Source organism: Qipengyuania sp. L-5Y (assembly GCF_056859455.1).
Genome location: NZ_JBSXOM010000015.1, coordinates 21237 through 33417, shown reverse-complemented (window position 1 = coordinate 33417; position 12181 = coordinate 21237). Strand labels below are relative to the sequence as shown.

Below are 12181 nucleotides of genomic sequence, written 5' to 3'. Positions count from 1 at the left end.
AAGGCGGGCAGCAAGGGAAGGTGTCGACAAGCCGCCTTCTCGCGACCAGCTTCGCGCCCGTGCTCAACTTCGTGTATCCGCCCCGTTGTCCGGTGTGCGGCGGGGGAGTGGGCGAGCAGGGCGGTTTGTGCATGACCTGCTGGGATGATTTAGTCATTCCATCGGAGCCGTGGTGCTCTTCGTGCCAGCGCCCATTCGGCGAAAACGGTCCGACCGATGGCGCTATCTGCGCACCCTGCCTTGCCGATCCACCGAAACACGACGGGATCGCCGCGGGAACGCTCTATACCGACACGTCGCGAAAGCTCGTTCTCGCGTTCAAGCACGGACGGCGGATCGCGCTAGCGCCGATGCTTGCAAAACTGATCGCCGCCCGGCTTCCGCGAGCAGACGGCCTCAGGCTTATCGTTCCCGTTCCGCTTCACCGCGGAAGGTTGTGGCACAGGGGCTATAATCAGGCAGCGTTGCTCGGACGGCAGCTCAGCCGCATGGGACATGGAACCCTGTGCGTGGATGGATTGATTCGAACCAAACCCACGCCAAGCCTTGGTGGTCTCGGAAGAAAGGCCAGGGCAAAGGCTCTGTCCGGGGCCGTGAAAATCAATCCCAAGCGCGCACGAGTTTTGAATGGTGCTGAAATCGTGCTGGTCGACGATGTTTTGACCAGCGGTGCGACGAGCGCGGCTTGTGTGAAGGCCTTAAAAGCTGCTGGCGCGAAGAGGGTGATGATCGCGTGTTTTTCGCGCGTTCTCGACGAGGCCATACGAAGCTGACCCATAACGGAAACGCCCGGGATCTTGCGATCCCGGGCGCCACGTGACGAATATAACCGGACCTGCCTTGCGGCGCGGGTGCAGCCCCCCAGCATGCACCTTGGGTCCATCCCTCATCGTTTCCGGATGCGCCGCGCATACCCTCATCGCGGCTGCGGATCCGTTAACCCCCTGAACCTGGCGCTCTACTGGCACCGCTGCTCCGGTGGGCAGGCCTCACGTGCCTGCTGACCCTTTTGTTCCTCAAAAACGCCTGACTTCAAACACACTTCTGCAAGAGTGTGTGATTTTGGGTCGACTTTGTGGTTATCGTGCAACAAGCATGTCGCAGGTGTACAATTTGAAAGGTTCTACCATGTCAGATCGATCCGAGCGCGAAGCTGGACGGTCCTTTATGCCGAAGTTCGACGACAAGGGCCTCCTCAGTGCCGTGGTGGTTCACCACGAGACTCGCGACGTGCTCATGGTAGCCTTCATGGATGCCGAAGCGCTGAATGCGACGCGAGAGACGGGGGTCGCCCACTTCCATTCCCGCTCGCGCGGCAAATTGTGGAAGAAGGGTGAAAGCTCCGGCAATATACTCAAGGTCCATGAGATACTGGTGGACTGTGATCAGGATGCGCTTGTTCTGTCTTGCACACCGGCGGGGCCGACTTGCCATACCGGAGCCCGTAGCTGCTTCTACCGCGTATTGCAGGATGACGCTCTCGAACCCGTCAAGACTTGACGCTTACGTAAACGTTGGATTATTGGAAGGGCATGAACCAGCCGCTTCCCAAGGATGTCACCGCCGCGACTGGCGATCGCCGCCACGCCGGCGCCCATATCGAACGACCCGACGAATTGGGTCGCGAACAATACTCGATATCCGATCTTACCAGCGAATTCGGTTGCACGGCGCGGGCGCTCCGCTTCTACGAGGACGAGGGCCTTATCGCGCCGTCGCGTATCGGGCTGACCCGCATCTATTCGAAACGGGACCGCGCGCGACTCGCATGGATCATGCGGGCCAAGAACGTCGGCTTCTCGCTCGTCGAGATCCGCGAGATGATCGACCTCTACGATCTGGGTGACGGGCGTGTCGAACAACGGCGCGTCACGATCGAGAAGTGCAGGACCCATGTCGCCAAGCTGAAGGAACAGCGCGACGATATCGACAGCGCGATCAGCGAACTATCCGACTTCATCGAACATATCGAAACACTCGACCGCGATTGATTTCACCACCCGGCGCCATGCCGGCCAGGCTCAAACCAAGGACACGCAGATGCCCACATATACCGCGCCGACCCGCGACACCCGCTTCCTTGTCAATGAACTGCTCGATCTTGCCAGCTACGGCAACCTGCCGGGCTTCGAGATGGCAAGCCCGGATGTCACCGATGCCGTGATCACCGAAGGCGGCAAGTTCTGTGCCAAGGTATTGGCGCCCATAAACCAGTCGGGCGATCAGGAAGGATGTACGCGTCACGAAGACGGTTCCGTCACCACTCCGAAAGGTTTCAAGGAAGCCTTCAACCAGTTTCGCGAAGCGGGATGGGGGACGCTGGCGCAGCCTGAGGAGTTTGGCGGACAGGGCTTGCCGCATGTGCTCGGCTTCGTGATGGAAGAATTCATTTCCAGCGCCAACCAGGCATTCGGTATGTATCCGGGCCTGACCAATGGCGCCATTTCTGCACTGATCGCCAAGGGCACTCAGGAACAGAAGGAAATGTATCTGCCCAAGATGGTGTCCGGCGAATGGACCGGCACCATGAACCTGACCGAACCGCAGTGCGGCACCGATCTCGGCATGATCCGCACCAAGGCGGAGCCGAAGGGCGATGGCAGCTACTCGATTACCGGCACCAAGATCTTCATTTCTGCCGGCGAGCATGACCTTTCGGACAACATCATCCATCTGGTTCTGGCGAAGACCCCGGGAGCGCCTGACAGCACGAAGGGTATCTCGCTGTTCGTGGTGCCCAAGTTCCTGGTGAACGAGGACGGTTCGGTGGGCGAACGCAATGGCGTGATGTGCGGTTCGATCGAACACAAGATGGGTATTCACGCCAATTCCACCTGCGTCCTCAACTACGACGGCGCCACGGGATGGCTTGTCGGTGAAGAGAACAAGGGCCTCGCAGCAATGTTCATCATGATGAACGCAGCGCGCCTCGGCGTCGGCATGCAAGGTCTCAGCCAGGCTGAAGTCGCATATCAGAACGCTGTCGCCTACGCTCTCGACCGGCGTCAGGGCCGCGCACTGACCGGCCCCGCCGAGCCGGAAGCCCAAGCCGACCCGATCTTCGTCCATCCCGACGTTCGCCGGATGCTGATGGATGCCAAGGCCTTCACCGAAGGCATGCGCGCCCTGTCGCTGTGGGGGGCGTTGCTCGTCGACCTGACTCACAAGGCGCAGACCGAAGAGGAACGCGCCGAAGCCGATGCGATGATCGGTCTGCTGACCCCCGTCATCAAGGGATATGGCACCGACAAGGGCTATGAGGTTGCGACCAACATGCAGCAGGTCTTCGGTGGCCACGGCTATATCGAGGAATGGGGCATGAGCCAGTTCGTGCGTGATGCGAGGATCGCCCAGATCTACGAAGGCACCAACGGCGTGCAGGCGATGGATCTGTGCGGCCGGAAGCTCGCGCAGAAGGGCGGGGCAGCCATCCAGGCATATTTCAAAGCGGTGGGCGACGATATTGCAGCGGCCAAGGACGACGACGATCTGGGTGCAATGGCCGAAGCTCTGGAAAAAGCGCTTGGCCAACAGCAGGCGGCGACGATGTGGTTCATGCAGAAGGCCATGCAGAACCCGAACCATCTTGGCGCTGGCGCGCACCACTACATGCACATCATGGGTATCGTGACCCTGGGCTGGATGTGGCTGCGCATGGCTAAGGTGGCACAGACAGCTCTCGCATCCGACACCGATGACAAGGCGTTCTATGAGGCGAAGCTGGCAACTGCGCGCTATTACATGGACCGGTTCCTGCCTGACGTGGGAGCGCTGCGTCGCAAGCTGGAAGCCGGTGCCGATAGCCTCATGGCGCTGGACGAAGCGGCCTTCTCAACCGCCGCCTGACAGCAGGGCGGGTGACACCGACCGGGGGTGAATTAAAAACTGCCTCCGGTCGATTTCCCGTTTGCAATCATCGAATTACAAACCTTTTCGACGAAGCGTGTGTCACCTTTCGCCTTTCCTTGAGTATGGGCGACACATCTAAAAGCGCGATCGCGAGAAAATGCGACTTACGCATTTCAAAGGCGCGGCTCGCCGTCACTTCCTCATTGATGTGAAAGAGCTGCTTCCAGCATCTACCCAACAGCAGCAGTGTAGGAAAATGCTTTTGCGCTCGTGAGTAACGGGGCCAACATGATCCGCTAAGCATCGGTAAGAAAACGCAGATCAGAAGTTCGATCTTATTCATCACCGGAACGTCGGAGCACAGATTGACGTGCCTTGCTCCGAACGAAGCGCAGAGCGGACAATCATTCCACCGAATTGTTTCCAAGGGCATGGTCGTTAATCCCGTCAAACCCTAATGCGCGTTTAACCAAGCATTCGCACTTGGAAGTTACCGACTGGCTCCGCTCATGACCGCCGTTTTCATCCTCAGCATCAACATGTTCGTTTCGGCGCTGTTTGCGGTGGCATTTGCGGTGGTCGCATCTACAAATCCAACCGTTCGCGGTGCGCGGTGGCTCGCCGCTGCCTATGGCATCGGAGTAATCGATGTCGCGCTGGAGTTCCTTCTGCCTTCGCTGGCCCATCCGGGGGTGGGCGTGGTGGCGATCTATCTTGTCTATCTGACTGCACTGACCTTTGGGGTCGTGGGCGTCGCAACGCATTACGATGTGAAGCGACCGAAGATAGCTCTGGCGACGATCTGGGTTGCCGCCCTGGGGCTGATCCCGGCCCTGTTCTACCTGCCATATGGCTCGACCCTGCGCACGCTCCTGTACCAACTTCCTTATGTGTCGCTGCATGTACTGATCGTTGTGCTCGTGCTCCGGTCCGGAAGGCGTATGGCGCTCGACAGGCTCCTGGCGGCCGTCAGTGCGATGGGCGCGCTCACCTATCTGTCAAAATCCGCCATTGTTGCGCGAGTGAACAATGCCCCCGATCCGCAAAGTTACCTCGGTTCGGAATACGCCGCGATTTCTCAAACACTGGGCGCGGTTGTCCTCGTCGCCCTGGCATTGGTCCTGTTGCTGGTGATCATGCGCGACACGACGATGGAAATGGTCGTCCGCTCCGAAACGGACCCGCTTTCGGGCGTACTCAATCGTCGCGGCTTCGAAGCGCGCGGACAGCCTTATGTCGAACACGCAAAAAAGAACGGTCAGCCATTGGCGCTGATCACGATCGACCTCGATCGGTTCAAGGCGATCAATGACAGCTTCGGCCATGCCGCGGGCGACATGGTGATCGCGGACCTGGCCGCGTTGTTGAGTGCATCGTCCGGCCAGAGCGATCTGGTCGCGCGGTTGGGCGGCGAAGAATTTGCGATGCTTCTGCCGGGGCATAATGCAGCACAGGCCCAGGCTTTAGCGGAAGACATCAGGGTGCTGATTTCGCGCAAGCTTCCCCTTCGCTTGGGCAATGAGAAAGCGGTCACGGCATCGTTCGGAGTGGCCGAATTGCAAATGACCGATCAGCTTTCCGACCTGTGCCGTAGATCAGACGTCGCCCTGTACGAAGCGAAAGCCGGGGGGCGCAACAAGGTCGCCGCGGCATCCATTCTGCGCGCGGTCGGTTCCGAAGAGGACAGGCGCGATTATGGCCGGGTGCAGGACAGCCGCACCAAATACTGCGCGTAATCTGCTGCGCTAACTGCGCAATTCCAGCACTTCGTCGAAGAGCGCGTGCATTGCGGCCCAGCTCTGGCGATCGGCGCTGGGATCGTATGCGGGATTTGGCGTCCCGTCGCGCGCAAGCGGGTTGGTGAAGCCATGTTCGACGCCGGCATAGCTGTGGAAGTGCCAGTCGGCTCCGATTGCGTCCATCTCTTCCCAGAAGGCCAGAACCTGTGGCCGCGCAACCAAGGAGTCCGCATCGCCATGACACACCAGAATGCGCGGCTTTATTGGATCGTTTGCGGGAAGCGAGGTTTCCAGCATCCCATGGAAGCTGCACACGGCAACCAGATCCTGCCCGGCGCGCGCCATCTCCAGTACCGCCATTCCCCCCAGACAGAAGCCTATCGCCAGATGGGGTAAATCCGGGTGCAAGGTGCGTAGGAGGTCGAGCGTTGCCCCCAACCGCTGGCGCATGGCTGGCGGATCGCTACGCAAGGTCCGCATGGCGGCAAAGGCTTCTTCGGGATTTTCCGGTGCTTCGGGCCCGTAAAAATCGCCGATCAGAACGGCGTAGCCGGCATCGACCAGTTGCCGCGCCTTCATTTCGACCGCCGGGGTCGAGTTCATGAAGGTCGGATAGATCGCGACAGCGGCGCGGATCGCATCTTGCGGGTGTGCATGCAGTGCGGTCAGATCAACCGAACCGTCGCGATATCCGACCTTCCTGAGTTCCGTCATTCGGGAAGGAAATCCGGCACCGAGAGATAACGTTCACCGGTGTCGTAGTTGAACCCCAGGACCCGGGTGCCTGCGGGCAGATCGTTCAGCTTCTGCTTGATGGCGGCCAGCGTCGCGCCGCTGGAGATACCGACGAGCAAGCCTTCCTTTGCGGCACACTGACGAGCCATTTCCTTCGCATCTTCCGGTTCCACCTGGATGGTGCCGTCGATAGCCTGCGTGTGCAGATTGTCAGGGATGAAGCCGGCACCGATACCCTGAATGGGGTGAGGACCAGGTTGGCCGCCGCTGATGACGGGAGAGAGCGTGGGTTCGACGGCGAAAGCCTTCATATCAGGCCACGCGTCCTTCAGCACTTCTGCGCAGCCGGTAAGATGGCCGCCCGTGCCAACACCGGTGATCAGCGCGCCGATCGGCGCGTCGCTGAAATCGTCGAGGATTTCCTTTGCAGTCGTGCGTGCATGGACCTTCCAGTTGCTGTCATTGTCGAACTGGCTGGGCATCCAGGCACCATCGGTCTGTTCGACAAGCTGCTGCGCACGCTCGATAGCGCCCTTCATGCCGCCTTCCTTGGGCGTGAGATCGAAGGTGGCGCCGTAGGCGAGCATAAGTCGGCGACGTTCGACGCTCATGCTTTCCGGCATGACCAGAACCAGCTTGTAGCCTTTGACCGCGGCGGCCATGGCAAGTCCAATGCCGGTATTGCCGCTCGTCGGTTCAATAATCGTGCCGCCAGGCTTGAGCTTGCCCGCCTGTTCCGCATCTTCGATCATCGCCAGACCGATGCGATCCTTGATCGAGCCGCCGGGATTGGCGCGTTCGCTTTTCACCCAGACTTCGTGATCAGGGAAAAGTCGCGACAGGCGAATGTGTGGGGTTCCGCCAATGGTGGCGAGGACGGAGTCGGCTTTCATGGCATCTGCTCCTGCAGTTTTTCTTCAGGGGGAGAGTCTAGCAATTCCTCAGGCGGGTCAAAGGTCCGCGTGGTGCGCAAAACGGGAAATATTCTGGCCCAGATGGCGACGGTGACGATGGCGCCGACCCCGCCACCCACGACAGCGAAGACCGGCCCGATGAGAAAGGCCAGGCTGCCGGAAAAGAAATCGCCGAATTCGTTGGAGGCGCTGATGGTCAAGAGGCTGACGGACGAGACGCGGCCGCGCTTGTCATCGGGCGTGTGCAACTGGATCAGCGACTGACGGATGTAGACGCTGAACATGTCTGCGGCACCGACGATAAAGAGCATGGCCAGACTGAGCGGCATCCATTTGGAAAAGCCGAATATGATCGTGGCCATGCCGAAAATGCCGACGGCCCACAGCATCCGAGGGCCGACATTGGTCTTTAGGGGCCGGAAACTGAACCAGAGCGCCGTCAGCGCGGCTCCTACTGCAGGTGCCATGGCTAGCTGGGCAAGGCCGGTCTCGCCAACCTGGAGGATATCGCGTGCGAAGACCGGGAAGAGCGCCGTGGCCCCGGCAAGAAAGACGGCAAAAAGGTCGAGCGTTATCGCGCCCAGAACCATCTTGTTATGCACCACGTAGCGAAGGCCCTCGACCATTTGATGGATCGGCCGCTTGTTCGCTTCACGCGGGGGCTGGGGGACCTTGCCGATGAAGGACAGGGCGGTGATGGCGACCCCGAACAGGACGCAGGCGAACGCATAGGGAAGCGCCGGATAGATGGCGTGGGTGTAGCCGCCGATCGCCGGTCCGACGATCATACCCGTCTGCCACGCGATGCTGGAGAGCGCGATGGCATTGGGCAGGATCGTCTTGGGTACCAGATTGGGGGCCAGCGCGGATAGGGCCGGGCCGTTGAAGGCCCGCACTATGCCGAGCACGATCGCCACGCCGAAGAGCGCTGTGATCGTAAGCGTTTCGGACCAGGTGAACCATGTGAGGGTGGCGGCGCAGCCAAGCTGTGCAAGCATCGTCAACCGGGCGACATTGCGCCGGTCGAAATGATCGGCGGCCCACCCCGAAAACGGGGTAAGCAGAAACAGGGGCACGAATTGCAGCAGGCCGATCAGCGCGAGCTGCCCGGATGCCTCCGCAACGCCCAAACCGCTGTCACGGGCAATGTTGTAGGTCTGCCAGCCGATGATCAGCATCATCGCATACTGCGCCAGCGTCATCGTCAGTCGCGAGACGAAATAGGCGCGGAAATTCGCGATGCGCAGTGGCGAGGATTCGGGAGAAAGGGTGTCGGTTTCGTTCACCCCCGGACGCATGACAGGCCCGCCTTCGGTTGTGAAGACGGGCCTGCTTGTTCTTCTAGAAGAAGGTGTTGCGGCTCAGCGCAGCTTGCGCAGGCGCGGATTTGGCTGAAGCGTGTCGATCAGGGCCAGAAAGTCGTCGACGCGGATGATGCGTTCGAACTGGAAGCCAGCGCGGTTATCGCGGGTCCAGATGCAATAGGCCTCGATGCGTCCGATGACAGGGAGCCGCACGATTACGCGCTCGCCCCGTGCGATCGCATCGGCGTTGTCGACCATGAAGCCGTTGGCCGAAATATTCGCAATGTGCAGCCGCACGTCGCCCCTGCCGAAATGTTCGGCAATGACGGGGTGGTCGACCGGATGGCGCGCCATGCGCCGCTGATCGGTTACGCTCAGTTGTGCTCCGGCACTCATGGCTGACGATCCCTTTATTCGTGAAACAATCGAGGGTCTCTATGCCTGTAAAAGGCTAGCAATTGGTAAACCGAAGCACTGTAATCGGGCGTTGTACCGGTTAACGGCGGATTATGGCGTGCTTTTTCTTGCCCAGGCTGAGCTTGGATTCCGTGCCTTCGGCTATGGTTACCAGATAGGCCGGATCGTCGACCGCTTCTCCGTCCAGCCTCACTGCGCCTTCGGTCAGTTTGCGCTTCGCTTCGCCGTTGGAAGCGGTGAAGCCGAGTGCGGTCAGAACGGCACCGATGCGCATGCCGTCTGCGCCCACGTCCAGAGTGGGCAGGTCCGCACCGGCCCCGCCGCCGGCAAAGGTTTCCGTTGCGGTGCGTTCGGCCAGCGTCGCAGCCTCGTCCCCGCGAACAAGCCGCGTCACCTCGTTGGCGAGTACAGTCTTCGCGTGGTTGATTTCCGAACCTTCAAGCGATTCGAGCCGCGCGATCTCGCCAAGATCCAGATCGGTGAAGAGCCGCAGGAAGCGGCCGACATCCCGGTCGTCCACATTGCGCCAGTACTGCCAGAAATCGTAACTCGGCAGCTGTGCCTCGTTGAGCCACACCGCGCCCGCAGCGGTCTTGCCCATCTTGGCGCCATCGGCCGTAGTCAGCAGGGGTGTCGTCAGGCCGAACAGCTCGCTGCCGTCCATGCGGCGGCCCAGTTCCATACCGTTGACGATGTTGCCCCATTGATCGCTGCCGCCCATCTGCAGCCGCGCGCCCATTTCCTGCGACAGGTAACGGAAGTCGTACCCCTGCAGGATCATGTAGTTGAATTCGAGGAAGGTCATTGGTTGTTCGCGCTCGAGGCGCAGACGAACCGAATCGAAGCTCAGCATCCGGTTGACGGTAAAATGCGTACCGACCTTCTGCAGCATTTCGATGTAGCCCAGACCGCCGAGCCAGTCCTGATTGTTGACCATGACGGCATCGGTCGGGCCATCGCCGAAGGTCAGCAGTCGTTCGAAGACGGTCCTGATGCCGGCGATATTCTCGTTGATCGTGGCGTCGGTCAGCATCTTGCGGCTTTCGTCGCGCCCGGTCGGATCGCCGATCCGTGTCGTGCCGCCGCCCATGAGGACAATCGGCTTGTGTCCGGTCTGCTGCAAACGGCGCAGCATCATGATTTGCACGAGGCTGCCGATGTGCAGAGAAGGCGCAGTGGCGTCGAAACCGATGTAGCCGGGCACGACCTCCTTGGCCGCCAAAGCGTCCAGACCTTCGGCGTCGGTGACCTGATGGATGTAGCCGCGCTCGTTCAGCAGGCGCAGGAGATCGGATATGTAGTTGCTCATGACGATGCGTCCGCTAGCAGCTAAGGGGCGGCATGGAAATGTATCGATTGGTGCCGCATCAGGCTCATCCACCACTTGCCATTACAAGCATCGAAGCACGCGTCATCGGTCGCGATCCGAACTGGCTGAGGCTGCGCTGGCGCATCGAGGGGGCGGGCAGACTCGTCGTGCCGAAATTCGCGGGCAAGGGCCGGGCGGACGGCCTGTGGCAGACAACCTGCTTTGAAGTGTTTCTGCAACCCAAAGGCGGTGAACCCTATTGCGAATTCAACCTTTCCCCATCCGAAAGGTGGAACGCCTATGATTTCCAATCCCGACGCGAGGGCATGGCAGAACGACCCGTCCAGCGTGAACCCGTCTGCACGATGCGCATGGGCAGCAGCTTCGCCATTTTCGACGCTGCAATACCCGGCGCAGCGTTGCCGCAGGCGCCCTGTGCCATGGGGCTGACGAGCGTGATCGAAGAAGAGGACGGACATAAGAGCTATTGGGCGCTGGTTCATCATGAAACGAAGCCGGATTTTCACGATCCCGCTTGCTTCACTGCGCGCCTTGCGCCACCCAGCGCGACATGAAATTCGGCATCGATCGTCTCATTGCAGAAGATGAACTTCGCAAGCCCCTCCAGAACCAGAGGGTTTCGCTCATTGCCCATCCGGCGTCGGTTACGGCGAGCCTCGATCATTCGCTCGATGCGTTGATCGATCGCGGGGTGAACGTCACCTCCGCCTTCGGTCCGCAGCATGGTCTGAAAGGCGACAAGCAGGACAACATGGTCGAGACCGCGGACGAAACCGATCCGCAGTATGGGATCCCCGTATTCAGCCTCTACGGAGAGGTTCGCCGCCCGACCGGACAAATGATGTCGAGCGCCGATATCTTCCTGTTCGATCTGCAGGACCTGGGTTGCCGCATCTACACCTTTGTCACGACATTGCTCTACATGCTCGAGGAGGCTGGGCGAGCGGGCAAGAGTGTCTGGGTGCTGGACCGGCCAAACCCTGCGGGCGGCCCGGTGGAGGGCACGCTTCTTCTTCCGGGACAGGAAAGTTTCGTCGGCGCCGGACCGATGGTGATGCGCCATGGTCTTACGATGGGAGAAATGGCAAAATGGTTCGTCGACCATTTCAAAATCGACGTCGACCTCAAAGTGATCGAAATGATCGGCTGGAAGCCCGGGCATCCTTCGGGATACGGTTGGCCGAAAGATCGGGTCTGGATCAATCCGAGCCCCAATGCCGCAAATCTGAACATGGCAAGAGCCTATGCCGGCACGGTGATGCTGGAAGGGACCACGCTTAGCGAGGGCAGGGGCACCACCCGCCCGCTGGAAGTGCTGTTCGGCGCGCCCGACATCGATGCGAAGGCGGTTCTGGCCGAGATGAAGCGTCTGGCACCGGTCTGGCTGCGAGGCTGCGCAATACGCGAATGCTGGTTCGAACCGACGTTTCACAAGCATGCCGGCAAACTGTGCAATGGCCTGATGATACATGCCGAGGGACCGTTCTACGATCACCACGCTTTCCAGCCATGGCGACTGCAGGCGCTGGCTTTCAAAGCGATACGGCGCTTATATCCGGATTACCCCATCTGGCGGGACTTCCCTTACGAGTATGAATTCGATCGGCTGGCAATCGATGTCATCAATGGTGGACCGGCCTTGCGCGAATGGGTCGACGATAGCGAATCCGTGCCCGACGATCTGAATGCCCTCGCGAGCGCCGATGAGCACGCATGGCGCCAAACCATCGCGCCGCATCTTATCTACAGCTAGTTCTCCCGTGGCCTCCCCCGTGAGAGCCTTATCGTCCCGACCGTCGGTTCAATTTTCCATCAACGGCCTTGACGAAGTGTCGTAATCAGTAAAGCTTGGCCAGACAAAACGGGCATACCCGTACTTCTGGAGAGGTTTTA

The 12181-nt window shown here is 60.2% G+C and carries 12 protein-coding genes; 7 read left to right on the top strand and 5 right to left on the bottom strand.

The window, feature by feature from the left end:
• The first annotated feature begins 20 nt into the window (after positions 1–20).
• The 5 genes from AC13F2_RS01150 to AC13F2_RS01130 all read left to right on the top strand — a co-directional run bounded on the left by AC13F2_RS01150 (position 21) and on the right by AC13F2_RS01130 (position 5585).
• Positions 21–773: a double zinc ribbon domain-containing protein gene (locus tag AC13F2_RS01150; RefSeq protein ID WP_482970437.1), complete on the top strand. Its 753-nt coding sequence runs from the start codon at positions 21–23 to the stop codon at positions 771–773.
• 394 nt (positions 774–1167) lie between these two features.
• Positions 1168–1500: a phosphoribosyl-AMP cyclohydrolase gene (gene hisI / locus AC13F2_RS01145; RefSeq protein WP_482964008.1), complete on the top strand. Its 333-nt coding sequence runs from the start codon at positions 1168–1170 to the stop codon at positions 1498–1500.
• 32 nt (positions 1501–1532) lie between these two features.
• Positions 1533–1991: a MerR family transcriptional regulator gene (locus AC13F2_RS01140; protein WP_103024969.1), complete on the top strand. Its 459-nt coding sequence runs from the start codon at positions 1533–1535 to the stop codon at positions 1989–1991.
• Positions 1992–2040: 49 nt separating this feature from the next.
• Positions 2041–3846 (top strand): acyl-CoA dehydrogenase C-terminal domain-containing protein, encoded by a 1806-nt coding sequence (locus AC13F2_RS01135; protein ID WP_482964009.1) that lies wholly within the window; start codon positions 2041–2043, stop codon positions 3844–3846.
• A gap of 512 nt (positions 3847–4358) precedes the next feature.
• Entirely contained in the window at positions 4359–5585 is a 1227-nt protein-coding gene (locus AC13F2_RS01130; RefSeq protein ID WP_397490699.1) for a GGDEF domain-containing protein, read from the top strand.
• Positions 5586–5594: 9 nt separating this feature from the next.
• On the opposite strand, the gene AC13F2_RS01125 is transcribed toward AC13F2_RS01130, so the two are convergent.
• The 5 genes from AC13F2_RS01125 to tyrS all read right to left on the bottom strand — a co-directional run bounded on the left by AC13F2_RS01125 (position 5595) and on the right by tyrS (position 10267).
• Positions 5595–6302, bottom strand: a complete 708-nt coding sequence (locus AC13F2_RS01125; RefSeq protein WP_482964010.1) for a dienelactone hydrolase family protein — start codon at positions 6300–6302, stop codon at positions 5595–5597.
• Positions 6299–7216: a cysteine synthase A gene (gene cysK / locus AC13F2_RS01120; RefSeq protein ID WP_103024973.1), complete on the bottom strand. Its 918-nt coding sequence runs from the start codon at positions 7214–7216 to the stop codon at positions 6299–6301. The genes AC13F2_RS01125 and cysK overlap by 4 nt, the downstream gene beginning before the upstream one ends.
• Positions 7213–8535 (bottom strand): MFS transporter, encoded by a 1323-nt coding sequence (locus AC13F2_RS01115; protein ID WP_482964011.1) that lies wholly within the window; start codon positions 8533–8535, stop codon positions 7213–7215. The genes cysK and AC13F2_RS01115 overlap by 4 nt, the downstream gene beginning before the upstream one ends.
• Positions 8536–8598: 63 nt before the next feature.
• Positions 8599–8937 (bottom strand): PilZ domain-containing protein, encoded by a 339-nt coding sequence (locus AC13F2_RS01110; protein WP_103024975.1) that lies wholly within the window; start codon positions 8935–8937, stop codon positions 8599–8601.
• 100 nt (positions 8938–9037) lie between these two features.
• Entirely contained in the window at positions 9038–10267 is a 1230-nt protein-coding gene (gene tyrS / locus AC13F2_RS01105) for a tyrosine--tRNA ligase (protein ID WP_482964012.1), read from the bottom strand.
• A 32-nt stretch (positions 10268–10299) separates the two neighbouring features.
• Here tyrS and AC13F2_RS01100 point away from each other — a divergent pair, with 32 nt between their 5' ends.
• The gene (locus tag AC13F2_RS01100; RefSeq protein ID WP_482964013.1) at positions 10300–10842 is read left to right on the top strand and encodes a DOMON-like domain-containing protein; all 543 of its coding nucleotides are present in this window, start codon (positions 10300–10302) and stop codon (positions 10840–10842) included.
• On the top strand, positions 10839–12041 hold the full coding sequence (locus tag AC13F2_RS01095; protein ID WP_222828174.1) for an exo-beta-N-acetylmuramidase NamZ family protein: 1203 nt from the start codon (positions 10839–10841) through the stop codon (positions 12039–12041). The genes AC13F2_RS01100 and AC13F2_RS01095 overlap by 4 nt, the downstream gene beginning before the upstream one ends.
• Positions 12042–12181 lie beyond the last annotated feature (140 nt).

Bases quoted from the DNA above. Each gene is read 5' to 3' on its own strand.
- hisI (WP_482964008.1), top strand. From the start codon at position 1,168: ATGCCGAAGTTCGACGACAAGGGCCTCCTCAGTGCCGTGGTGGTTCAC.
- cysK (WP_103024973.1), bottom strand. From the start codon at position 7,216: ATGAAAGCCGACTCCGTCCTCGCCACCATTGGCGGAACCCCACACATT.
- AC13F2_RS01125 (WP_482964010.1), bottom strand. From the start codon at position 6,302: ATGACGGAACTCAGGAAGGTCGGATATCGCGACGGTTCGGTTGATCTG.
- AC13F2_RS01095 (WP_222828174.1), top strand. From the start codon at position 10,839: ATGAAATTCGGCATCGATCGTCTCATTGCAGAAGATGAACTTCGCAAG.
- AC13F2_RS01140 (WP_103024969.1), top strand. From the start codon at position 1,533: ATGAACCAGCCGCTTCCCAAGGATGTCACCGCCGCGACTGGCGATCGC.
- AC13F2_RS01135 (WP_482964009.1), top strand. From the start codon at position 2,041: ATGCCCACATATACCGCGCCGACCCGCGACACCCGCTTCCTTGTCAAT.
- AC13F2_RS01100 (WP_482964013.1), top strand. From the start codon at position 10,300: ATGGAAATGTATCGATTGGTGCCGCATCAGGCTCATCCACCACTTGCC.
- AC13F2_RS01115 (WP_482964011.1), bottom strand. From the start codon at position 8,535: ATGCGTCCGGGGGTGAACGAAACCGACACCCTTTCTCCCGAATCCTCG.
- AC13F2_RS01110 (WP_103024975.1), bottom strand. From the start codon at position 8,937: ATGAGTGCCGGAGCACAACTGAGCGTAACCGATCAGCGGCGCATGGCG.
- tyrS (WP_482964012.1), bottom strand. From the start codon at position 10,267: ATGAGCAACTACATATCCGATCTCCTGCGCCTGCTGAACGAGCGCGGC.
- AC13F2_RS01130 (WP_397490699.1), top strand. From the start codon at position 4,359: ATGACCGCCGTTTTCATCCTCAGCATCAACATGTTCGTTTCGGCGCTG.